This is a genomic window from Actinomycetota bacterium (assembly GCA_040881665.1).
In the GTDB taxonomy this organism is placed as follows: domain Bacteria; phylum Actinomycetota; class UBA4738; order UBA4738; family HRBIN12; genus JBBDWR01.
Genome location: JBBECT010000007.1, coordinates 123,213 through 148,522, shown reverse-complemented (window position 1 = coordinate 148,522; position 25,310 = coordinate 123,213). Strand labels below are relative to the sequence as shown.

The 25,310-nt window shown below is 69.6% G+C and carries 28 protein-coding genes and 1 pseudogene; 23 read left to right on the top strand and 6 right to left on the bottom strand.

Annotated features, from left to right (window positions below; genetic code table 11):
• The first annotated feature begins 10 nt into the window (after window positions 1–10).
• Both WEF05_10945 and WEF05_10940 read left to right on the top strand, forming a co-directional pair.
• Window positions 11–874, top strand: a complete 864-nt coding sequence (locus WEF05_10945) for a class I SAM-dependent methyltransferase (GenBank protein MEX1102396.1) — start codon at window positions 11–13, stop codon at window positions 872–874.
• Between the two features lie 143 nt (window positions 875–1,017).
• The gene (locus tag WEF05_10940; GenBank protein ID MEX1102395.1) at window positions 1,018–1,485 is read left to right on the top strand and encodes a CHRD domain-containing protein; all 468 of its coding nucleotides are present in this window, start codon (window positions 1,018–1,020) and stop codon (window positions 1,483–1,485) included.
• Window positions 1,486–1,515: 30 nt separating this feature from the next.
• On the opposite strand, the gene WEF05_10935 is transcribed toward WEF05_10940, so the two are convergent.
• Both WEF05_10935 and WEF05_10930 read right to left on the bottom strand, forming a co-directional pair.
• Window positions 1,516–2,229 (bottom strand): SDR family oxidoreductase, encoded by a 714-nt coding sequence (locus WEF05_10935; GenBank protein MEX1102394.1) that lies wholly within the window; start codon window positions 2,227–2,229, stop codon window positions 1,516–1,518.
• Window positions 2,229–3,881, bottom strand: a complete 1,653-nt coding sequence (locus WEF05_10930) for a DUF885 domain-containing protein (GenBank protein MEX1102393.1) — start codon at window positions 3,879–3,881, stop codon at window positions 2,229–2,231. The genes WEF05_10935 and WEF05_10930 overlap by 1 nt, the downstream gene beginning before the upstream one ends.
• Before the next feature lie 84 nt (window positions 3,882–3,965).
• Between WEF05_10930 and WEF05_10925 the strand changes: the two genes are divergently transcribed.
• Complete coding sequence (locus tag WEF05_10925; GenBank protein ID MEX1102392.1) at window positions 3,966–5,348, top strand: hypothetical protein; 1,383 nt, start codon at window positions 3,966–3,968, stop codon at window positions 5,346–5,348.
• Window positions 5,349–5,441: 93 nt separating this feature from the next.
• Window positions 5,442–6,230, top strand: coding sequence for an enoyl-ACP reductase FabI (fabI, locus tag WEF05_10920; protein ID MEX1102391.1), 789 nt, complete (start codon window positions 5,442–5,444; stop codon window positions 6,228–6,230).
• Here the strand turns inward: fabI and WEF05_10915 are convergent.
• Window positions 6,227–7,072: a PfkB family carbohydrate kinase gene (locus tag WEF05_10915; protein ID MEX1102390.1), complete on the bottom strand. Its 846-nt coding sequence runs from the start codon at window positions 7,070–7,072 to the stop codon at window positions 6,227–6,229. The genes fabI and WEF05_10915 overlap by 4 nt on opposite strands.
• An 87-nt stretch (window positions 7,073–7,159) precedes the next feature.
• On the opposite strand from WEF05_10915, the gene WEF05_10910 reads away from it, so the two are divergent.
• The 5 genes from WEF05_10910 to WEF05_10890 all read left to right on the top strand — a co-directional run bounded on the left by WEF05_10910 (window position 7,160) and on the right by WEF05_10890 (window position 11,368).
• Window positions 7,160–8,659 carry an amidohydrolase family protein gene (locus tag WEF05_10910; GenBank protein MEX1102389.1) on the top strand — a complete coding sequence of 500 codons (1,500 nt, stop codon included), beginning with the start codon at window positions 7,160–7,162 and terminating at the stop codon, window positions 8,657–8,659.
• 15 nt (window positions 8,660–8,674) lie between these two features.
• Window positions 8,675–9,727 (top strand): selenide, water dikinase SelD, encoded by a 1,053-nt coding sequence (gene selD / locus WEF05_10905; GenBank protein ID MEX1102388.1) that lies wholly within the window; start codon window positions 8,675–8,677, stop codon window positions 9,725–9,727.
• Window positions 9,728–9,839: 112 nt separating this feature from the next.
• On the top strand, window positions 9,840–10,235 hold the full coding sequence (locus WEF05_10900) for a M67 family metallopeptidase (protein ID MEX1102387.1): 396 nt from the start codon (window positions 9,840–9,842) through the stop codon (window positions 10,233–10,235).
• Window positions 10,232–11,053, top strand: coding sequence for a molybdopterin-synthase adenylyltransferase MoeB (gene moeB, locus WEF05_10895; GenBank protein ID MEX1102386.1), 822 nt, complete (start codon window positions 10,232–10,234; stop codon window positions 11,051–11,053). Before WEF05_10900 ends, moeB begins: the two co-directional genes overlap by 4 nt.
• 33 nt (window positions 11,054–11,086) lie before the next feature.
• Window positions 11,087–11,368, top strand: a complete 282-nt coding sequence (locus WEF05_10890; protein ID MEX1102385.1) for a ubiquitin-like small modifier protein 1 — start codon at window positions 11,087–11,089, stop codon at window positions 11,366–11,368.
• Window positions 11,369–11,401: 33 nt separating this feature from the next.
• On the opposite strand, the gene WEF05_10885 is transcribed toward WEF05_10890, so the two are convergent.
• On the bottom strand, window positions 11,402–11,710 hold the full coding sequence (locus WEF05_10885) for an SHOCT domain-containing protein (GenBank protein ID MEX1102384.1): 309 nt from the start codon (window positions 11,708–11,710) through the stop codon (window positions 11,402–11,404).
• On the opposite strand from WEF05_10885, the gene WEF05_10880 reads away from it, so the two are divergent.
• Both WEF05_10880 and WEF05_10875 read left to right on the top strand, forming a co-directional pair.
• Window positions 11,703–12,047, top strand: coding sequence for a hypothetical protein (locus tag WEF05_10880; protein MEX1102383.1), 345 nt, complete (start codon window positions 11,703–11,705; stop codon window positions 12,045–12,047). The genes WEF05_10885 and WEF05_10880 overlap by 8 nt on opposite strands.
• Window positions 12,048–12,068: 21 nt before the next feature.
• Entirely contained in the window at window positions 12,069–12,287 is a 219-nt protein-coding gene (locus WEF05_10875; protein MEX1102382.1) for an SHOCT domain-containing protein, read from the top strand.
• 70 nt (window positions 12,288–12,357) lie between these two features.
• Here WEF05_10875 and WEF05_10870 read toward each other — a convergent pair whose 3' ends face one another.
• A complete protein-coding gene (locus WEF05_10870) occupies window positions 12,358–13,806 on the bottom strand; it encodes an MFS transporter (protein MEX1102381.1) in 1,449 nt (482 codons plus the stop codon).
• Window positions 13,807–13,881: 75 nt separating this feature from the next.
• Here WEF05_10870 and WEF05_10865 point away from each other — a divergent pair, with 75 nt between their 5' ends.
• From WEF05_10865 to WEF05_10815, 11 genes are all read left to right on the top strand, one after another.
• Window positions 13,882–14,739, top strand: coding sequence for a nucleotidyltransferase domain-containing protein (locus WEF05_10865; protein MEX1102380.1), 858 nt, complete (start codon window positions 13,882–13,884; stop codon window positions 14,737–14,739).
• Window positions 14,732–15,073, top strand: a complete 342-nt coding sequence (locus WEF05_10860) for a HepT-like ribonuclease domain-containing protein (GenBank protein ID MEX1102379.1) — start codon at window positions 14,732–14,734, stop codon at window positions 15,071–15,073. The genes WEF05_10865 and WEF05_10860 overlap by 8 nt, the downstream gene beginning before the upstream one ends.
• 27 nt (window positions 15,074–15,100) lie before the next feature.
• The gene (locus WEF05_10855; GenBank protein MEX1102378.1) at window positions 15,101–16,036 is read left to right on the top strand and encodes a cysteine synthase family protein; all 936 of its coding nucleotides are present in this window, start codon (window positions 15,101–15,103) and stop codon (window positions 16,034–16,036) included.
• A 23-nt stretch (window positions 16,037–16,059) separates the two neighbouring features.
• A complete protein-coding gene (gene murI / locus WEF05_10850; protein MEX1102377.1) occupies window positions 16,060–16,884 on the top strand; it encodes a glutamate racemase in 825 nt (274 codons plus the stop codon).
• A 25-nt stretch (window positions 16,885–16,909) separates the two neighbouring features.
• Complete coding sequence (locus WEF05_10845; GenBank protein MEX1102376.1) at window positions 16,910–17,662, top strand: MBL fold metallo-hydrolase; 753 nt, start codon at window positions 16,910–16,912, stop codon at window positions 17,660–17,662.
• Window positions 17,659–18,384 carry a ribonuclease PH gene (gene rph / locus WEF05_10840; GenBank protein MEX1102375.1) on the top strand — a complete coding sequence of 242 codons (726 nt, stop codon included), beginning with the start codon at window positions 17,659–17,661 and terminating at the stop codon, window positions 18,382–18,384. Before WEF05_10845 ends, rph begins: the two co-directional genes overlap by 4 nt.
• Window positions 18,385–18,388: 4 nt before the next feature.
• Window positions 18,389–18,997, top strand: coding sequence for an RdgB/HAM1 family non-canonical purine NTP pyrophosphatase (rdgB, locus tag WEF05_10835; GenBank protein MEX1102374.1), 609 nt, complete (start codon window positions 18,389–18,391; stop codon window positions 18,995–18,997).
• Between the two features lie 66 nt (window positions 18,998–19,063).
• The gene (locus tag WEF05_10830; protein MEX1102373.1) at window positions 19,064–20,605 is read left to right on the top strand and encodes a PAS domain-containing protein; all 1,542 of its coding nucleotides are present in this window, start codon (window positions 19,064–19,066) and stop codon (window positions 20,603–20,605) included.
• A complete protein-coding gene (locus tag WEF05_10825; protein ID MEX1102372.1) occupies window positions 20,602–21,825 on the top strand; it encodes an ATP-binding protein in 1,224 nt (407 codons plus the stop codon). The genes WEF05_10830 and WEF05_10825 overlap by 4 nt, the downstream gene beginning before the upstream one ends.
• Before the next feature lie 10 nt (window positions 21,826–21,835).
• A complete protein-coding gene (locus tag WEF05_10820) occupies window positions 21,836–22,207 on the top strand; it encodes a cupin domain-containing protein (protein ID MEX1102371.1) in 372 nt (123 codons plus the stop codon).
• 3 nt (window positions 22,208–22,210) lie between these two features.
• Window positions 22,211–23,617, top strand: a complete 1,407-nt coding sequence (locus WEF05_10815; protein ID MEX1102370.1) for an FAD-dependent oxidoreductase — start codon at window positions 22,211–22,213, stop codon at window positions 23,615–23,617.
• Here WEF05_10815 and WEF05_10810 read toward each other — a convergent pair.
• A complete protein-coding gene (locus tag WEF05_10810) occupies window positions 23,614–24,591 on the bottom strand; it encodes an acyl-ACP desaturase (GenBank protein ID MEX1102369.1) in 978 nt (325 codons plus the stop codon). The genes WEF05_10815 and WEF05_10810 overlap by 4 nt on opposite strands.
• 268 nt (window positions 24,592–24,859) lie before the next feature.
• Between WEF05_10810 and WEF05_10805 the strand changes: the two are divergent.
• Window positions 24,860–25,252 (top strand): annotated as a pseudogene (locus tag WEF05_10805) (GH25 family lysozyme).
• Window positions 25,253–25,310 lie beyond the last annotated feature (58 nt).

Sequence of the window (25,310 nt, the reverse complement as noted above, 5' to 3'; positions counted from 1 at the left end):
CCGTTGGAACGTGCCCACCACCTGGACCCGCGAGAACCTCCGCCACGCCGCGAGCCTGTTCGTACAAGGTCCCCGGCCGGCGGCGACCGTCTACGACAGCATCGGACCGGACTTCTTCCTGGCCCTGGACGCCGGCTGGCTGAACCTCGGGTTGTGGGAGGGAGCGGGGGATCCAGCGGAGGCTCCCGAGGCGGTCCGGCGGCTCGTGCGGACGATCGCCGCCGAGCTGCCGGTCGGCGGCGCCGTGCTGGACGTCGGCAACGGTCTCGCCGCCCAGGATCCGCTGATCGCCGAGGTGGCCGAACCGGAACGGCTCGTCGCCGTGAACATCACCCGCTCCCAGCTCGTCGCCGGGGCAGATGAGCTTCGTCGGGCCGGCGCCGCTCCCGTCAACGCCGATGCCGTTCGCCTGCCGTTCACCGATGCGAGTTTCGACGGGCTGATCAGCATCGAGGCGGCGTTCCACTTCCCGTCGCGCGCGCGGTTCTTCGCCGAGGCCTTCCGGGTGCTGCGTCCGGGCGGGATCCTGACGATGTCGGACATCCCGACGCAGCGGGCTCCGCGCGGTCCCTTCGAGCTCCTGGCCGGCGTGACCCAGCTGCGCGTGTGGGGACTCCGGGCGAGCGAGGTGGCGGCCGCTCCCGAGATCGCGGGGCTGGCCGAGCGAGCGGGTTTCGTGCAGGTTCGGACCCGGCTCGTCGGCGACCGGGTGATCGGTCCTGCGCTCGCCCTTGTCCGGCGACGCCTCGAGCGTGGAGAGATGGACGCGCCCCTCGCCCATGTCCTGGCCGGCCGGGTCCTGCTCGCGCAGGTCGAGCTGCTCTGGCGCCGGGGGATGCTGGACTACCTCCTGCTCAGCGCACGCCGGCCCTGACCCCGAGGAGGCCCGCCGCCGACTTGACCGATCCCCCGGGGACCGGATTGGATGGTGTGAATGCGCGAGAGGACCGAGTTCGCCTCCCGGCCCGCCTCGCTCGACGCGCTCCGTACCCGCCCGAACGGGAAGGAGTGAGGTCCATGCGTCCCCGTACTCGATCGGCGGCGATCCTCGCGTTCGCCGTGCTGCTCGTCATCGTGACCACCGTGCTCGCCCCCGTGGCGTCCGCGGCTCGCGAAGCATCATTCGCCCGGATGAACGGTGCGAAGGAGGTCCCCGGGCCCGGTGACCTCGACGGCCGTGGTCGCGCGAAGGTCGCGGTGTTCCCGGCGCGGGAGCGCCTCTGCTTCGCGATCAAGGTCGCTCGGATCACGCTCCCGGCGGCCGCAGCACACGTGCACGAGGGCCCGAAGACGGTCGCCGGCCCGGTCGTCGTCCCACTTACCCCTCCGGATGCCGAAGGCGTGTCCGCCGGGTGCGTCGAGGTGACCGACACGAGGCTCCTGCGAAGGATCCGTCGCGATCCCGGTGCGTTCTACGTGAACGTCCACACCTCGGACTTCCCGGGCGGTGCGGTGCGCGGCCAGTTGCGACCGTTCCCCGAGTAGCCGGCAACGGGTCCGCGGCGCTTCCGAGGGTCAGAGCAGACCCAGCGTTTCGCCGCCATCGATCGAGACGGCCGAGGCGGTGATGAACCGCGCCTGCTCCGAGCACAGGAACGCGACCGCATCGCCGAAGTCCGCGGGCTCACCCATCGGGCCGGTCAGGCCCAGCTCGACTGCTCGGTCCGTGGCGTGGGTCCCGGGCGCGACGAGGTTCAGCGTGATGCCGTCGGCGAACAGATCCTGGGCAGCGGTCTTCGCCCATGCCCAGAGCCCCGTGCGGGCCGTGTTCGACAGCGCCAGGGAGGGGTTCGGCTGCTTCACCGTGCGCGAGGTGATCAACACGATCCGTCCCCATCCCGTCTCACGCATGTGCGGGACCGCGGCGCGCACCAGGCGGATCGATCCGAGCAGGTTCGCGTTCAACGCGGCCTCGAGGGACGCGTCGTCGACGTCGAGCGCGCGCGCGGCAGGGGGTCCACCGGCGTTCGCGACGAGGACGTTGAGGCCGCCGAAGCGGTCGACGGTGCTCTGCACGAGCCGCTGGGGCTCCTCCGGGTCCGTCACGTCGGCCACGAGGGCGAGGGTCTCACCCTCCAGAGAGGCCTCGGCCTCGCGGAGGGGCTCGGCGTGCCGAGCGCAGATCGCGACACGCGCTCCCTCCCGGGACAGCGATGCGGCACATGCACGGCCCAGACCCTTCGATGACCCGGTGACGAGAGCGATCTTGCCGTCGAGCCCGAGCTCCATCAGGCCCCGGTCGCGAGTTCGCGTTCGATCGCCGGCAGGGGAAGCGAGCCGAGCGAGAGCAACCGGTCGTGGAAGGCCCGCAGCGTGAATCCGTCTCGCGCCGCCGCCTGCCCACGCCAGCGCTCGATCTCGAGCTGGCCGATCTTGTACGACAGGGCCTGCCCCGCAAGGGTGATGTAGCGATCCGTTTCGATCAACGCGTCGGTGCGCGGCACTCCCGCCTCCTCGAGCTTGGCGAGTGCCTCGTCCCGGGTCCACCCAAGCGCGTGGATCCCGGTATCGACCACGAGACGCGCCGAGCGATGCGCCTGCGCGTCGAGCATCCCGAGCCGCTCGTAGTCGTCGACGAACAGTTCCATCTCGTCGGCGAGCCGTTCGGAGTACAGACCCCACCCTTCGATGAACGATGCGCCCGACATCAGACCGCCGAACCGGCGCAGTGCCGGACGCTCGTCGAACTCCTGCTCGATCGCGATCTGGAAGTGGTGGCCCGGGCTCGCCTCGTGGTAGGTGGTCGTCGCGAGGTGGTGGAGGGGCCGGTCGTCGAGCTGGTACGCGTTGACGTAGTACATCCCCGGCCGCGATCCGTCCTGTGAGGGCGGTTGGTACCAGGCGAACGGCATGTCGGCCTCGCGGAACTCCTCCGCGACACGGACCTCGCAGTTGCGCGTGGGAAGGCGTCCGAAGAAGTTCGGGGCCGCATCCCATCCCCGGCGGACCTGCTCCTCGGCCAGGCGCACGAGCTCCTCGCGGTCCGTCGCCCGGTTGCGGCCCGTGGCGTCGTAGGCGGCGATCGCTTCCTCGACGGTGGAGTGGCCCAGACTCGCCGCGATCGCCCGGCGTTCCTCCTGCACCTTCGCCAGGTCCTCCTCGCCGAGGTCGTGGATCTGTTGGGCGGGCAGCCGGACGGTGGTCCAGTTCCAGATCAACGCGTCGTATATCTGTTCGCCGCCGGGCAGCTCGCGCAGGCCGATCGACTCGGTGGCGTGCGGCAGAGCCTCGCGCAGTGCGACGAGGTACATCTCGTAGCCGGGCATCGCCGCGTCGCGCACCGCGTCCACTAGACCCTGACGCAGCTCGGGTGCGGTGTCGGGAGGCAGGCCCATCAACGCGGGTGAGTCCTCCGCGGGGATCGCGAGCAGGCGCTCGACCTGTGCGACGGTGCGCTCGGCGACGACACGCGGCGCGGTCACCCCCGAGGCGACGCCCTCGCGAACGATCTCTGACACGGCGTCCATGTACGCCGGGATCGCGCGCAGCCGGGACTCGTAGCGGGCGATCCGTTCCGGCGTGTCGGTGCGCTGGATCGTTCCGAGGTCCACAAGCAACTGCGCCGGTCCCCACATGTGGCTGGTGACCTGAAGACGGTCCAGCCGAAGCTCGTTCGACTGGAGCTGGGTCCGGCACGAGAACTCGAGCACGTCGAGCGTCGTGCGCAGGAGCTCGTCGAGCTGGGACCGGTCGATCGCTGCGGCATCGTCGAGCGCGGAGCGACAGGTCTGCGCGAGGCGATCGCGTCCTTCGGGTCCCGGGTCGCTGAGCCGGTCGTCGTAGCGCTCGTCGCCGATCTGCGTACCCAGGCCGGGCTCGAGTTCGAGGAGCTGTTCCCAGAAGCGTTCGACCAGCGCTCCGGCCCTGTCCTGATCACGCACGCGAGCCCTCCTCGTCGGTCGTCCCGGGCCCACCGCGTCTGCTGCGGTCCGGCCTTCCTGCCCAGGCCCGGTAGGGTAGGGCGGATGCAGCCCGTGCGTCGAGCGTTCCTGCAGTTCCTCCGTCCCGCCCCCTGGTTCCGCCTCCGGCCGGTCGTTGCCTCGGTGGCCGTAGCGGCCGTGCTCGCGGCCGGGGTCCTCGTCCAGTTCCTCCCGGCGCCGGACGGACGGCGGGCCGCCGCCGAGACCCGGGTGCTCCTGCGGGAGCGGCTTGCCCGCGCACCCGTTCGTGCCGGCGACGTGCAGGACTACCGCGGCCCGGGCAGCTGGATCGATATCTACGACGAGTCGTGGGCGAACCCGACACGCGCCGTGAAACGCATCGCCGAACGCGGGTACCGCACCCTGTACCTGGAGACGTCGAACTACCGCCGACCCACCGCGTTCGCGTACCGGGAGAAGACCGAAGAGTTCCTCGACGCCGCCGAGCGGTTCGGCGTCGCGACCGTCGCGTGGTACCTGCCGGGACTGCGCGACGTCGAGAAGGACTACCGTCGATCGGTCGCCGCGATCCGTCTGGAGACCGTCGAGGGGAACCGCTTCGACTCGTTCGCCCTCGATATCGAGTCCTCGGAGGTGCGCAACCCGGACAAGCGCACGGCGCGGGTGCTGCGACTGTCGGAGAAGCTCCGCGCCTACACCGACACCGAGACGCCGGAGGGTCCGACCTACCCACTGGGCGGGATCATCCCCTCGCCGCGGAACATGGACCTGTCCTCGAGCTACTGGCCACGCTTCCCGTACCGGGAGCTGATGTCGGTCTACGACGTGCTCGTCCCGATGTCGTACTTCAGCTACCAGGCGCACAGTCCCGCGCAGGTCCACGCCTACATGCAGCGGTGCTTCAAGGTGCTGCGGAGCGAGAGCGGCATCGCCACGTTCCCGGTTCACATGATCGGTGGGATCGCCGACGACACGAGCGAGACCGAGACGCGCGCGTACACGCGCTCGGTGCGCGAGTTCGGAGGGATCGGGGGGAGCTACTACACGTTCCCGCTGACGAAGGGAACCCATCATGCCCACCTGCGCTCGATCCCGGTGAATCAGCCGCAGGATCCTGCGCTGCCCGTCGGATTCGGATACGACGCGGCGATCGGCAACGTCCCCGGCGCCGATGAGACCCACCCGAAGGAGGTCTTCTACGCCACCGACGGCAAGCGGGGCCGGTGGCGGCTCGCGTACCGGGCCTTCGACGTGCAGAACACGGAGGTGGCGATCCTCGTGAACTGGCGCAAGATCGGGACCGTCCCCACAGGGCCCGACGACGCGTGGAGCGCGCCGCGGATGGTCGCGATCGGTGGGAAGTACCTGCACGACCGGGGGCGCAACACGATCGCGTTCGTCGCGCAAGGAGCCTTCCCCGAGTGGAACGAGTGGGGCGTGCGCGAGACGTCGCTGCGCAAGATCTGAGCCGTTCCCGTCTCCCACCGCCTGGCGCCCGGCTCGTCACGCGCGCTCGCGGCGTCCTAGCATGTGGCCCTCACGAGACGGGAGAGACCACCGATGCTGCTCGAAGGCAAGAAGCTGCTGATCACCGGCGTCCTCACACCCGGGTCGATCGCGTTCTCGGCCGCGCAGGCCGTCCAGGAACAGGGCGCCGACATCGTCCTGACCTCCTTCGGCAAGGCGATGGGGCTGACCACCAAGAGCGCGCGGCGTCTGACCGAGCCGGTGGACGTCCTCGAGCTCGACGTGAACGATCCCGAGCACCTGCAACGAGCCCACGACGAGCTCGCGGAGCGGTGGGGCCACCTCGACGGCTTCCTGCACGCGATCGCGTTCGCGCCGAAGGACGCCCTCGGCGGGAACTTCCTGAACACCGAGTGGGATTCGGTGGCGACCGCGTTCCGAACGAGCGCGTTCTCGTTGAAGGCGCTCGGTGCTTCGATGCTGCCGCTGATGCGCGAGCGCGGGGGGTCGATCGTCAGCCTCGACTTCGATGCCCAGCAGGCCTGGCCGATCTACGACTGGATGGGCGTGTGCAAGGCGGGACTCGAGTCGGTGAACCGCTACCTCGCGCGCGATCTCGGGCCGCACGGCGTGCGGGTGAACGCGGTATCGGCGGGTCCGCTCAAGACGATCGCCGCGAAGGGGATCCCCGGGTTCGACGCGATCGCCGATGCGTGGGAGGGCCGGGCGCCGCTCGGCTGGGACGTCACCGACCCGACGCCGGTGGGTCGGACGATCGCGTTCCTGCTGTCGGACTGGTCGAAGGGGATCACCGGCGAGATCGTGCACGTCGACGGGGGGTTCCACGCGATCGGCGCTCCGATCTCGGGTGACGGCGTCTAGACCGGGACGTCGCGCACGTCCTCGGCCGTGAGCTGTCGTTCGTAGGGTCCGGATCCCGTCACGCTGGCGGCGCCGCACCGCGCTGCGAGATCGAGCGCCCGCGGCAAGGCCATCCGCTTGCCGAGCGCGTAGGTGAGCCCCCCCATGAAGCTGTCGCCCGCTCCGTAGGTATCGACGACCGGCCCCGGGGCCGGCACGCCCGGGTAGCGGCCCTCGATACCGGCGGCGGTCAGGTATCGGCCTCCCTCGGCTCCCTCGGTGCTCACGACGACGCCGGGAGGATGCGACAGCGCGACCGGATCGTAGCGCTCGGCCGGGTCGCCGGCGCTGCCGACGACGGCGTCCAGGCGAGCGTCCGCCTCGGCGAGGGTATCCATCATCCGCGAGGTCGCCACGAGCACCCGGGCCGCGCGCGCTCGACGCAGCGCATCCGCGTCGCCGGCGGTGAAGAACGCGGCGCTCGCGCGCTCGAGCTCGTTCCACGGGAGCGGATCGGCGGCCACCGGGTGGAGCCGATCGCCGAGGGTGAGGATCGTCCGCTCCCCATCGTCGTCGATCATCGTGACCGCGCGCCGCGTGGGCTCGTCGCGCAGCATCGCCTCGACCCGAACACCCAGCCGGCCCAGCTCCCGGCGCATCCGCCCCCCGACGTCGTCGTCCCCAAGGGCAGTGAACAAGGTGCACCCACCGGCCAGCTTCGCGAGCTGGACCGCCGCAACCGCGCCCGCGCCGCCGGGCTCGTGGCGCACGTCCACGGCGTGCGCGATATCGCCCGGCGCGGGGACCCGGTCGACGCGTCCGAACTCGATCCACTCGACGTGCCCGACGACGGCAACCTCCATCGTCCGAGTCTGGCATCCGCCCCTCACCGAGGGGGGAACCGGAGCCCGGCGACCGTGGTCTGCTGGACAGGAACCGTCGATGGGGGGGTGCTTGTGAACTGGTCCGATGACGACCCCGGGCTTCCGATCACCTTCGGCCCGTGCTCCAACGGCGAGTACCTGCCGCAGCCGCTGTCGCCGGCGGTCCGGGAGACGATCCGGCGAGCGCGCGACGCCTGCGATCGGGGCGCCCGGCGCGCCGGGATGAGCCGGCGCGAGTTCCTGCTGTCGATCTGCGGGGCGGCGACGACATTGGCCGTGCTCAGCGCGTGCACGCGCGAGACCGAGCGGGCCGGGAACGGTCCGTCCGGCTCGCCGACCGACCCCGGCGGCAGCTACGACATCCCTCCCGAGGCGACGGAGGACCCGGAGGCGGCCCACGAGGCGATCGGAGGAGAGGAGTTCGTCTTCGACATCCAGGGACACCTGCTCGAGTACGACCTGAACCCGATCCTGAACGGGCAGGACTTCTGGGAACGCTTTCCCCAGAAGGATTGCGGGGAGGACGACCCACGCGTCTGCTACTCGATCGAGAACTTCCTCGAGCTGATGTTCCTGCGAAGCGATACCACGATGCTCGTGCTCTCCGCGCTGCCGATCTATCCGAAGGGCAGTCCGATGTCCGCGGAGATCATGGACGAGACGCGGCGCCTGGCCGAGGCGCTGTGTCGCGACGAGCGGGTGCTCCTGCACGGTCAGGCGCTGCCGAACGTCGGCAGCCTCGGCGCCAACCTGGACGAGATGGAGGGCGCCGCGAAGCGCTACCCGATCACGGCGTGGAAGACCTTCACCCACTTCCCCGACGTGTTCGAGGGCGGGGAGCAAGGGTATTGGCTCGATGATCACGAGCCCGGGGTCCCGCAGGTGGGGGAGCGGTTCATCGAACGGGCGGTTCGGATCGGGGTGCCGACGATCTGCACGCACAAGGGCTTCAGCGGCGGCAGCCGCTTCGCCTCGCCCGAGGACATCGGCCCCGCCGCCGCCAAGCATCCCGAGGCGAACTTCGTCGTCTACCACTCGGGCTATGAGGCCGGCCAACGCGAGGGGCCCTACACGAGAGCCACCCGCAACGCCGGCGTGAACCGTCTGGTCACCTCGATGCGCCGGGCCGGCATCGGTCCGAACGAGAACGTGTACGCCGAGATCGGCTCGACGTGGTGGAGCGTGATGACCGATCCCACGCAGGCCGCGCACGTGTTGGGCAAGCTGCTCCGGTACGTCGGCGAGAACAACGTGGTGTGGGGCACCGATTGCCTCTTCTACGGCTCGCCACAGGACCAGATCCAGGCGCTGCGATCGTTCCGCATCTCGGAGCGGTTCCAAGAGCGCTACGGCTACCCCGAGCTGACGCGCGCGCGGAAGGAGAAGATCCTCGGGCGCAACGGTGCCCGCCTCTACGGGGTGGAGCCGATCACCGAGGGATGCGAGTTCTCTCGCCGTGAGCTCGAGCGGCTGCGACGTCAACTGCCCGGTTCGAACCGGACGCTCGGTCCGAGCTCCCCGCTGGAGGTCGAGCTCTTCCGCGCCCATCACCAGGGCTGGCCGTAGCCGTATGCTCGGGCCATGCGCGTCGAACGTCGCCTGACGGAGTTCAGCCACGGAGCCGGGTGCGCCTGCAAGCTGGGACCGAGTCAGCTGCAGGAGGTCCTGGGGACGCTGCAGGCCGCTCCCGTCCCGGCCGAGATCCTGGTAGGTGCCGACACGGGCGACGATGCGGCCGTGTACCGCCTGAACGACGAACAGGCGGTGGTGGCGACCCTCGACTTCTTCACGCCGATCGTGGACGACCCCTACGACTGGGGGCGGATCGCCGCGACGAACGCCCTGTCGGACGTCTACGCGATGGGTGGGCGGCCGATCCTGGCGCTCAACATCGTCGCCTGGCCGGTCGATTCTCTCCCGCTCGAGACGCTCGGCCGGGTCCTGCAGGGAGGACAAGACGTCGCGACGGCGGCGGGGATCCCCGTCGTCGGGGGCCACTCGATCACCGACGACGAACCGAAGTACGGCATGGTCGCCCTCGGGCTCGTGCACCCGGACCGCATCCTGACGAACGCGAACGTCCCGGCGGGCGCGGCCCTGTTCCTGACGAAACCGATCGGACTCGGGATGATCTCGACCGCGATCAAGCGGGGCGAGGCGAGTGAGAGCCAGGTGCGCGCGGCGATCGACACGATGACGACACTCAACGCGGGGGCCGCCGAGGCGATGGTGGATGCGGGTGCCGAGGCCGCGACCGACGTCACCGGGTTCGGGTTGGTCGGGCACCTGCAGAAGATGATGCGTGCGTCGCGCGTCGCGGCCGAGCTCGACGCGGGTGCCGTGCCGCTGCTCGAGGGCGTGCTCGACCTGGCGCGGAGCGGATCGGTCGCGGGGGGAACGCGACGCAATCACGAGTACGTCCGCGCCGACACCGACTGGGGCGCGCTGACCGAACCCGAGCAGTGGCTGCTCGCCGATGCGCAGACCTCGGGCGGGCTCCTGATCGCCACGACGGACCCGGTGCGCCTCCGGGAGGCCTTGCGGTCGCGGGGAATAGCGGCGGCGGAGGTCGGCGTTACCCGGGAGGGCGCTCCCGGATCGATCACGGTGACCGGCCGTATCCCAGGCGGCTGAGGATCGAGACGGCCGTCGCGACCGGCTGGCCGCACCCTACTGGTACGATTTCGCACGACTTGCACCTGCAACGGATCATGTGGAACCGCTGGTCAATGGGTAGGGGACGAGGGTGGAGCTCGACGGCGTGATGGTGAAGGAGATGACGGAGCACGGGCTCCGGGAATTTCCGAACGAGGCATGCGGCCTCGTCGCGGCCTCGTCCGGGCGCCCCGTGAAGTTCTTCCCGATGTCGAACCTCGATGCGAGTCCGGTCTCCTATCGTCTCGATCCCACCGAGCAGCTCCGCACGTTCGACGAGATGGACGAACAGGGCTGGGAGCTGATGGCGATCTTCCACACGCACACGCACTCGGAGGCGTATCCGAGCGCGACCGACCGCAAGCTCGCCTTCTACCCGGACGCGAGCTATCTGATCATGTCGCTGTCCGATCGCGAACGACCGGAGCTGAAGGCCTTCGCGATCGTCGACGGAGAGGTCATCGACCAGGAGTTGGCGATCGCATGACCCTCCCGAACTTCACCGAGGAGCAGGTCCAGCGCTACGCGCGACATATCATCCTTCCCGGGATCGGCGGAGAGGGACAGCGCAAGCTGATCGACGCGAAGGTGCTGTGCATCGGGACCGGTGGACTCGGCTCGCCGATCGCGATGTACCTCGCGGCGGCGGGCGTCGGCACGATCGGACTGGTCGACTTCGATCACGTCGACCTGTCGAACCTGCAGCGTCAGATCATCCACGGGACCGACGACATCGGCCGGCCCAAGGTCGAGAGTGCGAAGCAGACCCTGCTCGAGTTGAACCCGACGATCGAGGTCGTGACCTACGACACGATCTTGACCTCGCAGAACGCCTTCGAGATCCTCGAGCCATGGGACGTTGTGATCGACGGCACCGACAACTTCCCCGTGCGCTACCTCGTGAACGACGCCACGCAGATGCTCGGCAAGCCCCTCGTCTACGGGTCGATCTACCAGTTCGACGGCCAAGCGACGGTGTTCATGCCGGGGCAAGAGGCCCCCTGCTACCGATGCTTGTTCCCCCAGCCGCCCCCGCCGGGAACGGTCCCCAGCTGCGCCGAGGGCGGCGTGTTCGGTGTTCTCCCGGGCATCGTCGGCTGCATCCAGGCGACCGAGGCCGTGAAGCTGATCACCGGGATGGGCGAGGCGTTGATCGGGCGGCTGCTGATCTTCGACGCTCTCCAGATGGAGTTCCAGACCGTCAAGGTTCGTTGGGACGCCGATTGCCCGGTGTGCGGCAAGGAGCCGACCGTGACCGAGCTGATCGACTACGAGCAGTTCTGCGGGGTCCCCGGAGCGGGGTAGCCGCAGCGCGACCGACGACCAGGAGATGACGAGATGTCCGTGCAGGTGAAGCTCCCGACGATCCTCCGCAAGCACGCGGGCGGCGAGGCCAAGGTCGACGCCGACGGCGCGACGCTGAGCGAGATCCTCGACGACCTCGAGGCGAAGTACCCGGGGATCACGAAGAACGTCCGCAGCGACGACGGTGGCCTGCATCGCTTCATCAACATCTACGTCAACGACGAGGACGTCCGCTACCTCGGCTCCCTCGAGACCCCCGTCATCGAGGGCGACACGATCTCCCTGCTACCGGCCGTCGCAGGCGGGGGCCGCTGAACCAGCGGCCCCCGGCCCATGACGACGTGACCTTCAGGCGGTCGCCCGGCGCTTGAGGTCGTCGAACTCGGCGGCCGTGATCTCGCCGGCGTCGCGCAGCTTCGCCAGCTTGGCGACCTCGTCGGCGGTCGAGTATCCCTCCGCGCGCCGCTGCTGCTCCTGCATCTTCGTGAGGATCTCGCGGTCCTGCTCGGTCATCTTCGGCCGCACGATCATGTAGATCAGCACACCCAGGAACGGGAGCACGAAGATCAACAGGATCCATCCCGCCTTGGCCCACCCGGACAGATCGTTGCGCCGGAAGATGTCACCGAAGATCGAGATGAAGATGTAGATGGCCATGATCCAGAAGAAGAAGACGGCCATAGAGATCAAGATGTCTCCGAAACTCCAGTCCACAGTGCTGTTCCCCCCTCCACGCGCGTCGGCGCGCGTCATGTGCTTCGTCGCGCGGAGCGTAACCGAACGGGCCGCCCCGTGCCCGACGTATCCGCGGGCCGGTCGCTGTACCGCGGCCGCGCTCGTGCTCCTCGAACATCGATGGGCGATCGGGCTCCGCGACGCCGTCGCGCGGGCGGGAGGCTTCCGCATCAGCGAAGGATTCATCAGCCCGCTCGATCTGGTGGCGGTCGGGCTGGTCGCCGCCGACGAAGCCGCCGCGATGATGGAGGGGGACTGACATGCTCGTACCGATTCGAGGGTGGCGCGCCGCACGGCTCGGCGCACCACGCGCCGCGTCGCGGCCCGTCAGGACCCGATGGCGCCGCAGGAGCCGGTCGCCTCGGTCGCTCCGACCGAGGCGGCGTCGAGCACCGACGAGACGGCGGACGCCTTGAAGCAGCTCGCCGACCTGCATGCTCAGGGCATCCTCACCGACGAGGAGTTCGCCGCGAAGAAGAAGCAGATCCTGGGCATCTGACCCGATGTATGCCGCGTGCTGCGCCCCGGAGGATCGGGATCGAGCGCGCCCGCGGCGCGATCCCGTCGGCTCATCGGCCCTCTAGGCGTGGTGGCGCAGATGCCACCCGTGGTGGCGCGGCCGGTCGCGCCCCGCTCCGACCCTCGTGGATGCGACGACGAAGCCGATCAGCCCGATCCCCGCCACGAGGAGGAACCCCCTGCCGATCGCCTCGGCGAGGTTCGTTGACGAGGCCACCTCCAGGACGAGGGCGGTGGTCAGGCCCAGGCCGATCGCGCCGCCGGCGATCTGGAACATGTAGACGAGGCCACCGGCCAGGCTCGCGCGATCGTCGCCGACCGAGGTGACCGCCGAGGTGGTGACCGCGGAGAAGAACAGTCCGAGTCCCAGCCCGATCACGACCATCCCGGGCACCAGCTGTGCGTAGGTCGTCGTCTCGTCGACGAACGAGAGCAGGAGCGGCCCGAGGACGAAGCACGCGGACCCCGCCGTCACCATGACCCGCGCTCCGAAACGGTCGTAGAGCTTGCCCGACGCGAAGGAGACGCCGGCGAACGCGATCATCATCGGCAGCAATGCCCACACCGGCGCCGATCGGCGAGCGATCGAGCACCTTCTGCAGGAACTGGGGCAGGTACAGCAGCGATGCGAAGAACACCGGCGCGAGCAGTGCGACGGCGATGCACGCCGAGCGGAAGCTGCGGTTGCCCATCACGTCCGACGGCACCAGGGCATCGTCGCCCTGATGCCGTTCGATCCGAACGAAGGCGACGAGAAGGACGACCGACAGGACGAACCCTCCGACGATCCGCGGGTCGGTCAAGCCCCAGTCGCCCGACTGGTCGAGTGAGAACAGGAACGTGAACAGCGCGAGCGACAACGTCACGATGCCGCGAACGTCGAGGTGCCGGCGCTGTCGATCTCCCGGAGGTTCGTGCACGGTGGCGAGCGTCGCTCCGATCGCCACCAGCACGATCGGGACGTTGATCAGCAGGGTCCAGCGCCAGCTCGCGAGTTCGGTGAGCACCCCGCCGAGGATCGGACCGAGACCCTGACCGATCCCCGCGGCCCCGATGATCAGCGCGCCGGCGAGCCCCGCCTTCGCCTTGGGCAGCGCCGCGTAGGTGATCCCGAGCGTCGCGGGCCACAGCAGCGCGCCACCGATACCCATCGCCGAGCGCGCGGCGATCAGCAGGCCGATGTTCGGAGCGAGTCCGCCGAGCAGGGAGAGCACGCCGAAGAGCACCGCCCCGATCAGGTAGATCCTCTTGCGCCCGAACATGTCGGCGAGCCGTCCGCCGGTGACGATCGCCATCGCGAAGACGAGGGCGTAGCCGTTGATCACCCATTGGGTCGTGTCGAGCGAAGCCCCCAGGTCGGCTTCGATCTCGGGGATCGCGACGTTCAGCGCCGAGAAGTCGTTGGCGAGGATCAGCACGCTGATCCCCATCGCGACGAGCGTCAGCGCGGATCCCTTCGACGCCTTCGCGGGCGCAGCACCGTTCGGATGGGTCGCCACGGCCGGAGCGTATCCCGGTGCGTGAGTCCCACTGAGCTGATGCAGCGAACTACGCGAATAGCGTAAGATCACCGTATGAGCAGCCTCGTTCCCGTCCGAAGCCTCGAGATCATCGTCGCCCTTCAGGTCCGTCTCGAGGGTGTGGGTCTCAGCGAGCTCGCGCGGATCCTGGAAGCGCCGATCTCCAGCGTGCAGCGCGCGTTGGAGCCGCTCACGGGTGACGGATATGTGGTGCGTGCCGGTGCGGGCAGGAGTCCGTATCGCCTCGATCGGGACATGCCGGCCGCGAGATCGCTTACCGAGTTCGCCGCGCGGGCACTCCGTCGCGATCGGGCGGTCGAGGTGGCGATCCGAGCAGCCTGCTGTTTGGAGTTTGCCGGGGTCGACACCGACGGCTATCTGCTCGTGCCATCGGCTTCCGCGGATCCCGCGGACGAAACAAGCCTGCGACGGTGCCTGGCGGATGTGATCGGTGAGACTCCCGAGGGTCCGACGATCCGGCGAGTGATCCGCGATGACGCCCGCCGTCGACACGACCTGCGGCGTCGCGCGACCGGGATGCAAGTGTTGACTGGCTCGGTCGACCGCAGCTTCCCCGAAAGGCGTCGGCACGGGCGCGGCAACCCGCTCGGCGGGCTGCATCCGTCACTGACCCGGCCCGCCTTTCGTGCGGTACGCGGGCTGGCGCGTGCCCATGGACTGCGTCGCGTCGTCGTCTTCGGATCTGCCGTCCGGTCCGACTTCACGCCGGGCTCCGACGTCGACGTCCTCGTCGAGCCCGTCCCCGGAACGACCCTCGACCTGGATGCTCGGGCGGCCCTCCGGGACGGGTTCGAGGAGCTATTCGGCCGCGACGTGGATGTCGTCCCCGCGGATATGGCCCGCGATTCCGTGACACGAGAGGCGGAGTCCGGGGTCGTACTCCATGGATGACCGCGATCACGAACTGCTGAAGCTGATCCTCGACAGCGCGCGCGTCGCTCTCGGGTATGCGAACCGGAGCGGAACGGACTGGCACCAGGACGGGATGACCGTCGACGCGATCTGCAAACGGGTGGAGGAGGTTGGCGAGCTGTCGAAGCGATTGAGCCCGGAGATCATCGTTGCCCTCCCGGAGATCGACTGGCGGCGTGCGGCAGGGTTCCGGGACTTCCTCGTGCGCGAGTACGTGGAGGTCGATCTGCGGATCCTCGTCGAGGTGATCGACCGCGACCTCCCGGAGCTCGTCCGGGTGGTCGGATCCCGGCTGTCGGCAGGCGGGTCGTAGCCGAGTGCCCGCTGGGATACTCCTCCCGTGACGCGCTACGACTCCATCCTCGACGCGATCGGGAACACGCCGCTGGTGGGCATGCCCCGGATGTCGCCGAACCCCGACGTCCGGCTGTGGGCCAAGCTCGAGGGCAACAACCCGACCGGTTCCATGAAGGACCGGATCGCGCTGAAGATGGTCGAGACCGCCGAGGAGCAGGGCCTCCTCACGCCCGACAAGACGATCCTGGAGCCGACCTCGGGCAACACCGGGATCGCGCTCGCGATGGTCGCCCGGCGCAAGGGATACGGGCTCACCGTCGTGATCCCCGACAACGCGAGCGAAGAACGGATCCAGCTGCTCGAGCTCTTCGGGGCCGAGATCGTCTACTCGCCCGGTGACAAGGGGACGAACGGATCGATCGAGGTCGCGAACGCGCTGGCCAAGGACGAGCGCTACTACATGCCGTTCCAGTACGGGAACCCGGCGAATCCGCTCGCGCACTACGAGGGCACGGCGGCCGAGATCATCGCGGACTGCCCCCAGATCACGCACTTCGTCGCGGGCCTCGGCACCGGAGGAACGCTGACGGGCAGCGGGCGGCGCCTCCGTGAGCACGATCCGGACGTGCAGATCGTCGCGGCCGAACCCGAGCTCGGCGATCTCGTCTACGGGCTGCGCTCGATGGACGAGGGGTTCATCCCGCCGATCTTCGACGAGAGCGTGCTCACCCGGAAGTTCCTCGTCGACTCGTCGAACTCGCTGCGCGCGACGAGGGAGCTGACCGCGCGCGAGGGCATCTTCTCCGGGATCTCCTCGGGCGCGGTCGTCTACACGGCGGTCCGGATCGCCCAGGAGATCGACGTGGGAGACATCGTGTGCCTGCTCCCGGACGGCGGCTGGAAGTACCTCTCGACGAACGCCTGGGCCACCGAGCTCGATCGTGCCGAGAAGGGTGTGTCCGAGTCACTGTGGTGGTGAGCGGCCCCCGGTAGGCTGCCCCCGTGGGTGACGAGCGGCCGATCGGCATCTTCGACTCCGGTGTGGGGGGCCTCACGGTCGCTCGCGCGATCTTGGACCTGCTCCCGAACGAGCCGCTCCTGTACGTGGGGGACACCGCTCGGTTCCCGTACGGGCCGCGCCCCGTGGAGCAGATCCGTACCTTCGCGGTCGAGATCGCGCGATCGCTCGTCACGCGCGATGTGAAGCTGCTCGTCGTCGCGTGCAACTCGATCGAGGTCTCGGCGATCGACGAGGTCGCCGTCGCCGCGGGAACGCCCGCCGTCGGCGTGATCGACCCCGGTGTGCGGGCGGCCGTCCGCACGACACGCAACGGCCGCATCGGCATGATCGGAACCGAGGCCACCGTCGCCAGCGGAACCTACGAGCGCGCCCTGCGGGGGGCCGACCCCGAGGCGACCTTGTGGTCGGTGGCCTGCCCGGGCTTCGTCGAGCACGTCGAGAGGGGAGACACGTCGGGGGTCGAGCTCCGAGAGCTCGCCCGCGGGTATCTTGGTCCCCTTCGCGACGAGGGGGTGGACACGCTGATCCTGGGATGCACGCACTATCCACTGCTCTCGGGGCTCCTCCAGCTCGAGATGGGTCCCGAGGTGGTGCTCGTTTCGTCTGCCGAGGAGACGGCGAAGGACGTCTACGGCACCCTCGTCGTCAGCGGCCGCGAACGATCGGCCTCTGCTCCTGCACCCGAGCACGAGTGGGCGACCACCGGCGACCCGTCGTCGTTCGGCCGGCTCGCGGAGCGGTTCCTGGGGCCGGAGGTGGCCGCCGTGCGCGCCACCCGCGCCGCCCTCGTGGGCGGTGGCCGGTGAGCGACCGGCCGCACGGAGTTTTCGGATGGAGCTGATCGTCCTCGGCTCATGCGGCACGTGGCCGTCCGCGGGAGGGGCCACGAGCGGGTTCCTCGTTCGGCACGACGGGTTCGACCTGTGGCTCGATGCCGGTTCGGGAACGCTGTCCCGCCTGCAGAGCTACACGCCGCTGTCGTCGATCGATGCGTGTCTGATCACGCACGGCCACCCCGACCACTTCGTCGATCTGTATCCGGCCTACTACGCGCGCCACTATTTCGAGCAGGGCCCGGGCAAGCTGCCGCTCGGCGCGCCCGACGACTTCTTCGGCCGGTTCGAGCAGCTCGTGTCCGAGGAGAGCCGCGACACCGTCCGGGAGACCTACGCCTTCGCCGCTCCCACGCCCGGCGAGCCGTTCGAGCTCGGGCCGTTCCGGATCGAGGCCTTCGAGATGGAGCACATCGGGGTACGCGCCTTCGGCTACCGCATCGCGGTCGACGGGGTGGTGCTCGCCTACACGGGCGACTCGGGTCCGTGCGAGGCTGCGGTCGAGCTCGCCCACGACGCGGATCTGTTCCTGTGCGAAGCGACGTGGCAGCAACACGACCGTCTCGCTCCTTTCCATATGTCGGCGGCGCAGGCCGGAGAGCACGCGACGCTCGCGGGGGCCAAGCGGCTGGTGCTCACCCACATCATGCCGATCCACGATCGGGAACGATCGCGGATCGAGGCGGCCGAGACCTTCGACGGACCGATCGACGTCGCGACCGAGGACGCCCGGCATGAGGTCGGCGGGTGAGCGAGGTCCGTCCCGACGGTCGTGGCCCCGACGAGTTGCGTCCGGTCTCCTACGAGCTCGGGTTCCAGGAGTGGGCCGAGGGATCGGTGCTCTTCGAGATGGGTCGCACCCGAGTGCTCGTCTCGGCGTCGGTCGAGGACCAGGCGCCCCGGTTCCTGTCCGGGACGGGCAAGGGTTGGGTCACCGCCGAGTATTCGATGCTGCCCCGCGCGACGATGGAGCGCACCCGTCGCGAGGTCTCACGCGGGCGGCCGAGTGGCCGGACCCAGGAGATCCAGCGGCTGATCGGCCGGTCCCTGCGCGCGGTCACCGACCTGACGGCGCTCGGCGATCGCACGATCACGATCGACTGCGACGTCCTGCAGGCCGACGCGGGGACGAGGACCGCGTCGATCACCGCCGGCTACCTTGCGCTTGCGCTCGCGCTCCGAGGGCTGCGCGAGCGCGGTGAGCTCACCGCCGACCCGCTGCGCGACGCGGTGGCGGCGGTCAGCGTGGGGATCGTGGGAGAGCGAGCGGTGCTCGATCTCGCCTACGAGGAGGATGCCGACGCGGACGTCGACTTCAACGTCGTGATGACCGGCGCGGGTGCGCTCGTCGAGGTGCAGGGCACGGCCGAAGGCGAGCCGTTCTCCCGCGCGCAGCTGAACGAGTTGGTGGACCTCGCCGAGTCGGGGATCGGACAGCTCGTGCAGCTCCAGCGCGCCGCGCTCGAGGGCTGAGCGCGTGGCGGTTCCCGATCCGCTCGCGATCGCCACGCGGAACACGCACAAGCTCCGCGAGATCGCGCGGATCTGCCCGGGCTGGCCGACGTCCTGGCGGACGATCGCGACGCATCCGGACGATGACTGGCCGGACGTGGAGGAAACCGGGGCCACCTACCTCGACAACGCGCTGCTGAAGGCGCGCGCGACGGCGACGGCCCTCGGGATCGCCGCGATCGCCGACGATTCCGGGATCGAGGTCGACGCCCTCGGCGGGGAGCCCGGACCACGCTCCGCCCGATACGCGGGACAGGACGCCACCGATCCCGACAACCTCCGCCAGCTCTTGCGAGCGATCAAGGGCGTTCCCTCCTCCGGCCGGACGGCCCGGTACCGCTGCGTCGCGGCGGTGGCGTGGCCCGACGGCCGGGAGGTACACGCCGAGGGCACCTGCGAGGGGTTGCTCGCCACGCGGCCGGCCGGAGACGGCGGCTTCGGCTACGACCCGATCTTCGTGCCTGCAGGGTGGGACCGGACGATGGCCGAGCTCACCGACCCCGAGAAGGACCGGATCAGCCACCGCGGCCTGGCCTTCCGAGCACTCAAGGACCTGCTCACAGCCTCCGAATGAACCTCTGAGAGGGAGCGTGCCCGCCGCGGGCGGGTTCGACCGCTCCTGCTCGGACCGGAGGGACGGGTGCTGGGCCAGGACGAGGCCAGGTTCGAGGGACTGCTGGCGGACATCGACGCGGTGATCTGGGAGTACGAGACCGACGCCGAGAACTACGCCTACATGAGTCCGAGCTGTGAACGCATGCTCGGGTACCCGAGGCAGCGCTGGCTGGACGAACCGTTCTTCTGGAGGTCGGTGATCCACGCCGACGACCAGCAGCGGGTGCTCGACTTCTATCACGTGGTGGAACGGGAGCCCGGTCACCATCGCATCGAGTACCGAACCGTGCATGCGCAGGGTCACGAGCTGTGGACGCGTGATGTGGTCCACGTGGTCGATCGCGGTCCCGGGCGCTCGAAACTCGTCCGCGGGATCTGCGTCGACATCACCGAGCAACGCCGGGCCACCGATGCCCTGGCCGACGCCGAAGCCCGGTACCGCTCGCTCGTCGAACAGCTTCCCGGGGTCGTGTACCTCTGGTCGCTCGAGCGGTCGGACTACGGGGAGGGCACCTACATCAGTCCGCAGATCGAGGATCTGTTGGGATTCGAACCCAGCGAGTGGCTGGCCGACACCCGGTTCTGGGAACGACGGATGCACCCCGACGACGTCGACCGCGTGTACCAGGAGGCCGATGCCGCGGAGGCGCGCGGCGAGTCCTATCACCTCGACTACAGGATGATCGCCCGCGACGGGCGCGAGGTCTGGGTGCGCGACGAGTCCTACCCGGTGGGTTGGACGCCCGAGGGCCGCGCGATCCTGTGGCAGGGGGTGCTCTTCGACATCAGCGAAGCCCGCCGTGCCGAGACGGAGCGCCGAACGCTGCTCGTACAGCTCGTCCGGGCCCAGGAAGCGGAGCGCCGGCGACTCGGCGGCGACATCCACGACGACCCGATCCAGAAGATGACCGCGGTCGGTATGCGCGTGCACGCCCTTCGGGGGCGCATCGACGACCCGGATCTCGAGGCGATCCTCGACGAACTCGCGGGGAAGGTCGAGGCGTCGGTGGCGAGCCTGCGCGGTCTCCTGTTCGAGCTGCGGCCACCGGCACTGGAACGTGACGGACTGGCCGAGGCGTTGCGTCAGTACCTCGAGATGTCGAACACGATCGATGATCGGATCGCGACCGACCTCGTCGACGAGCTCGAGGAGGAGCCGCCGATCGAGGTCAGGGCGATCGCCTATCGGATCGCGCAAGAGGCTCTCGTGAACGCGGGCAAGCACGCGAACGCGACGACGCTCCGCGTCGAGCTGCGCTCCCGGGACGGGGGGTTCCTGACCCGGATCGTCGACGACGGCGCGGGGATCACCCCCGACACGGACTCGGCTGCCGGTCACGGCGGCTTGGCGACGATGCGCGAACGCGCCGAGCTGGCGGGCGGGTGGCTCCGGCTGCTCGGCGCTCCGGGCGAGGGGACGCGTGTGGAGTGCTGGCTGCCGCTGTCCGAATCGGACCAGCATCCGACGCTGTCGCTGCCCGCCCACCTCGGACCGCTCGGACCTCCGCCGGTCGCCCAGCCACGGTCGGACCTGCCGCAGGGTCTCGGCGCAGGAGGCTGGCGATGACCGCCTCCGCGGACGGGGCATCGCCCCGGGCAGCCCCCGGGCAGAAGCCGTCCGCGTTGCTGCGGGTCGAGGCGGGCCTCGCCGCGCGCTCTCACCCGTTCGTCGTTCTCGTCGGCCTGCTGCTCTCGGTGCTCGCGGCCGCGATCGACGTCGTCACCGGCCCGGTGGTGTCGATCTCATTCCTCTACCTCGTGCCGATCGGGCTCGTGACCTTCAGCCGGGGCCGCGCCCTCGGCATCCTCACGTGCGCCGTCGCCGCGGGAGCGCGGATGGGGATAGAGCTCTGGGAGGACCCCGACGTCAGCCTGGAGGTCGCGTTCCTGAACGCGACGCTCCGCTTCCTGCTGTTCGTCGCGATCGCGCTCCTGCTCGCCCTCGTGCGCGACGCGTTGCTGCGCGAACGGGCGGTGGCCGGTGCCGAGGCGGAGACCTCCGACCGGTTGCGGACGCTGAACGCCCTGAAGGACACGCTGCTCCACGCCGTGTCCCACGATCTTCGGAGCCCGATCGCCGCGATCCGCGGATCGGTGAACACCCTCTCGCGCTCGGACAAGCTCGGGCTCACCGGCGAGCAGCGCGAGGGGTTGATCGAGGCGATCGCCGTGAGTGCGGGCAAGCTCGATCACATCGTGAACGACCTGCTCGACCTCGAGCGGCTCGACCGAGGGGTGGTGGAGCCCGATCGGGAGCCGGTCGACCTGGCCGAGGTCGTGGATCGTGTCGTCCGGGAGGGCGCGTACCCCGTCGACCACCCGGTTCGGATCGAAGCCGACCCGATCCTCGTGGATGTCGACCGGGGGCAGGTCGAGCGGATCGTCGACAACCTGCTGGGCAACGCGATCAAGCACACTCCGCCCGGTACCACCGTGACCGTCCGCGTGCGGTACGACGACGACGGCGCGCTGTTGTCGGTCGAAGACGAGGGACCGGGGATCCCGACGGACCTCAAGCAGGTGATCTTCGAGCCGTTCCGGCAGGGTGCAGGCGCCTCCGGCCGAGGTGGGATCGGGATCGGCCTGTCACTCGTCCAGCGGTTCGCTTCGCCTGCACGGCGGCGACGCGTGGGTCGAGGATCGTTCGAGCGGAGGGACGGCGTTCCGCGTGTTCCTGCCCGGTGCGGTTCGACCGCTGCCGCGGATCTCCGAGCCACGGGACGAGCGTCCTCCCGCGGCCGCGTCCGCCGAGATCGGTTGAGCGGAGTCGTCACCGATGTCCGATAGGCTGCAGCAGATGACCGACCCGCTGCCCGCGTCCGCCGGTTCGTTCGCGCTGTCGCCCGCCGAGCTCGATCTTGAACCGGCGGAGCTCGACCCGGCCACGATCCTCGAGGGATCGCCCGAGGTGTCCGAGCTGGTCGTGTGGGAGTCGTCGGACGGGCGGCGTTCCCGCGGCGTCTGGCAGATCACCGCCGGCGTCGTCACCGACGTCGAGGCCGACGAGCTGTTCGTCGTGCTCCTCGGCCGGGCGACGATCGAGATCGAAGACGGTCCCACGATCGAGGTTGGTCCCGGGGATCTGTGCGTGCTCGAAGAGGGTGCTCGCACGACCTGGCGGGTCCACGAGACGCTCCGGAAGGTCTTCTCGATCACGAGCGAGCACTGACCCGTGGGCTCCCCCGCCCTTCCCCGAACCCGAGCGTCCGTCGATGCGTCGACGATCCCGTTCTGGCTCGACACCGCCGATCGCCCCGCACCGACCGAGCCGTTCCGGGGCGAGGCCGTCGCCGATCTGGTGATCGTCGGCGGCGGGTTCACCGGGCTGTGGGCGGCGATCCAGGCCAAGGAACGCGACCCGGGTCGCGACGTCCTGCTCCTCGAGGCCGAGGAGATCGCGTTCGGCGCGACCGGTCGCAACGGGGGGTTCCTGGACGCCTCGCTCACCCACGGCCAGGAGAACGGCGCAGCGCGGTTCCCCGATGAGCTGGAGACCCTCGAGCGGCTCGGGCGCGAGAACTTCGGCCAGCTCTTCGCGAGCCTCGATCGGTACGGGGTGGACGCCCATGCCGAGCACACGGGTGAGATGACCGTCGGGCGCCGACCGCACGAGGTCCAGTACCTGCGCGAGATGCACGAGCTCCTCGTCGGGTTGGGCTACGACGCCCAGTTGTTCGAGGGGGACGCGCTGCAGGCGCAGGTGCGCTCGCCCGCGCTGCTCGCGGGCCTGTGGGAACGGGACGGCCTCGCACTGGTCGATCCGGCGCGACTCGCGTGGGGTTTGCGCGACGCGGCGTTGGAGCTCGGCGTGCGGATCCACGAGGGGACGCGCGTCCGGGGCATGGAACGCGACGGTCCCGGGATGGTGGTGGGGGCGGGACCCGGCCGCGTTCGGGCCCGACGGGTGCTGCTCGCCACGAACGGATTCCGGGGAACGCTTCGCGCGATCGATCGGCGGATCGTGCCGGTCTACGACTACATCCTGGTCACCGAGCCCTTGACGACCGCACAGCGCGACAGCCTCGGCTGGGCGAACCGGCAGGGATTGGCCGACGCGTCCAACCGGTTCCACTATTTCCGGCTCACCTCCGACGATCGGATCCTGTGGGGTGGGTTCGACGCGATCTATCACTTCGGCAACGGCGTCCGTCCGGAGTTCGACCAGCGTCCGGAGACCTTCGACGTGCTCGAACGCAACTTCTTCGAGACCTTCCCGCAGCTGGAGGGGATCCGGTTCACCCACCGATGGGGCGGTGTGATCGACACGTGCACGCGGTTCTGCGTCACGTTCGGCTCCTCGCACGGTGGGCGGGTCGCCTACGCGGTCGGTTACACGGGACTGGGGGTAGGCGCGTCCCGGTTCGGCGCGGCGACGGCGCTCGACCTGCTGGACGACCTGCAGACGGAGCGCACCGAGCTCGCCCTCGTTCGGAAGAGGGCGATCCCGTTCCCGCCCGAGCCGTTCCGGTGGCTCGGCGTCCAGCTCACGCGGCGGGCCCTCGCGCGCGCGGACGAGCGTGGCACGAGAGGTCCCTGGCTCCGGGTCCTCGACGCGTTCGGGCTCGGGTTCGACAGCTAACGTCGGGCGGTGGCCGGGGGGGCGCGTTCGGCCTCGGGTTCGGCCTCGGCCTCCACGCCGAGCACGGGAGCACCAAGCTCGTCGAGACGGGACGCGACACGGTCGAGCTTGTCCAGGTGGGCGAAGACGTCCTCACGCGCCTGCTTCGCCTCGTCGGTCAGCCCGTCGAGGTGCTCGATCCGCCAGTGGTTCGTCAGCACGGGCAGCAGCACCTGGTCGTGGTGGATCCGGAAGTTGTACACGCCGGCCGCCGCCATCGCCTTCGCCTTCGCGCGGAACTCGGGCATGTCAGCGCCCGGCATCGCGAAATCGCGCACCTGCCGGCGGATCGCGAGCACCATCGACGACGGATCGAGCTCGCACGCCGCCGCGGCCATGTCGCGATAGAAGACGTAGTGGAGGTTCTCGTCGGTGGCGATCCGCTGTGTGATACGGCGCGCGATCGGGTCCCGCGTGAGCTCGCCCGTGTTGCGGTGTGAGATGCGCGTCGCGAGCTCCTGGAACGTGGTGAACACGACGGTGTCGAGGGGACCGAGGCGGCTCCACTCGGGGTCGTAGCCGAGCTGCACCATCTGCATCCGGCCGCGCTCGACCTCGCGCGGATCGGCGCCCCGCGTCACGGTGAGGTAGTCGCGAAGGACGATCGAGTGCCGTCCCTCCTCGGCAGTCCATCGGCGCAGCCACTCGCCCCACGCCTCGTTCCTGCGGAACGCATCCCACAGGTTCAGGTGGTAGTAGGGGAGGTTGTCCTCGGTGAGCAGGTTGACCTCGAGCGCCACCCGCCCGATGTCGGAGAGTCCGCTGTCCTGCGGCTTCCACGGCTCGAGCTCGAAGTTGCGTCCCAGCTCATACGGCACGTACTCGTGCGGGAACCATTCACCGGTCGAGGCCAGGTGTCGGTCGAAGTTCCGGGCGAGCACGGGCTCGAGTTCGCCGAGCAGGTCGATCGGGGAGAGCGGGCGTACGTCCGTCAACGGGGAGTCCTCTCGTCGGTGGTGAGACCGGCATCGAGGCCGGTCCCGCATGGGGCTTCGCCGCACCGACGCGGAGTCGATCACCCGGTGGTCGGGCTTCCTTTCGGCGGACACCGAGGAGCCTAACAGCGGTCCACGCATATCCGGACGCATCGGATCGTGACGATCTCGCCGCTTCCGGTCAGGTTCCTGTCACGCTTGCCTCGCACGGCTATCGTCCCCGCATGACGCTCGACATGAGCCGGTCACGCCGTCGCTTGCTCGCGGCGCGTTCCACTTCTTCACCTTGTGCACGCCGGGAACCGAGCAGGCCCGGAACTTCCTGCGGGTCGTGCCCGAGGATCCGGGCGCGCTCCCGCCCGCGATCGACCTCGAGTTCGCCGGGAACTGCGCCGCCCGCCCCGAGCCGGCGTCCGTGGCGCGCGAGGTCGACGCCTTCATGGCTGCTGTCGAGGAGCCGACCGGCGAGCGGGCCGTCCTCTATGTGGAGGGCGCCTGGGAGGAGCGCTATCCGGTGAAGGAACGAACCGGCCGGCTCTTGTGGATCGCCCGCCTGCTGCAGCGTCCGACGGACGACTGGTGGATCTGGCAGGTCGGAGCCCACTTCGAGGTGGACGGCGTGTCCACCCGCGTGGATCTCGACGTGATGCGGTCCGGTTGACACCCTTTCCGTCTCAGCGTATGGTTTGAGCGTAAGCTCAAAGTGAGCGCTCAAGAGA

Coding starts and splice junctions, on each gene's coding strand:
- WEF05_10940 (MEX1102395.1), top strand. CDS start 1,018: ATGCGTCCCCGTACTCGATCGGCGGCGATCCTCGCGTTCGCCGTGCTG.
- WEF05_10935 (MEX1102394.1), bottom strand. CDS start 2,229: ATGGAGCTCGGGCTCGACGGCAAGATCGCTCTCGTCACCGGGTCATCG.
- WEF05_10925 (MEX1102392.1), top strand. CDS start 3,966: ATGCAGCCCGTGCGTCGAGCGTTCCTGCAGTTCCTCCGTCCCGCCCCC.
- fabI (MEX1102391.1), top strand. CDS start 5,442: ATGCTGCTCGAAGGCAAGAAGCTGCTGATCACCGGCGTCCTCACACCC.
- WEF05_10915 (MEX1102390.1), bottom strand. CDS start 7,072: ATGGAGGTTGCCGTCGTCGGGCACGTCGAGTGGATCGAGTTCGGACGC.
- selD (MEX1102388.1), top strand. CDS start 8,675: ATGCGCGTCGAACGTCGCCTGACGGAGTTCAGCCACGGAGCCGGGTGC.
- moeB (MEX1102386.1), top strand. CDS start 10,232: ATGACCCTCCCGAACTTCACCGAGGAGCAGGTCCAGCGCTACGCGCGA.
- WEF05_10890 (MEX1102385.1), top strand. CDS start 11,087: ATGTCCGTGCAGGTGAAGCTCCCGACGATCCTCCGCAAGCACGCGGGC.
- WEF05_10880 (MEX1102383.1), top strand. CDS start 11,703: ATGGCCATGATCCAGAAGAAGAAGACGGCCATAGAGATCAAGATGTCT.
- WEF05_10885 (MEX1102384.1), bottom strand. CDS start 11,710: ATGGCCATCTACATCTTCATCTCGATCTTCGGTGACATCTTCCGGCGC.
- WEF05_10865 (MEX1102380.1), top strand. CDS start 13,882: ATGAGCAGCCTCGTTCCCGTCCGAAGCCTCGAGATCATCGTCGCCCTT.
- WEF05_10860 (MEX1102379.1), top strand. CDS start 14,732: ATGGATGACCGCGATCACGAACTGCTGAAGCTGATCCTCGACAGCGCG.
- WEF05_10845 (MEX1102376.1), top strand. CDS start 16,910: ATGGAGCTGATCGTCCTCGGCTCATGCGGCACGTGGCCGTCCGCGGGA.
- WEF05_10825 (MEX1102372.1), top strand. CDS start 20,602: ATGACCGCCTCCGCGGACGGGGCATCGCCCCGGGCAGCCCCCGGGCAG.
- WEF05_10820 (MEX1102371.1), top strand. CDS start 21,836: ATGACCGACCCGCTGCCCGCGTCCGCCGGTTCGTTCGCGCTGTCGCCC.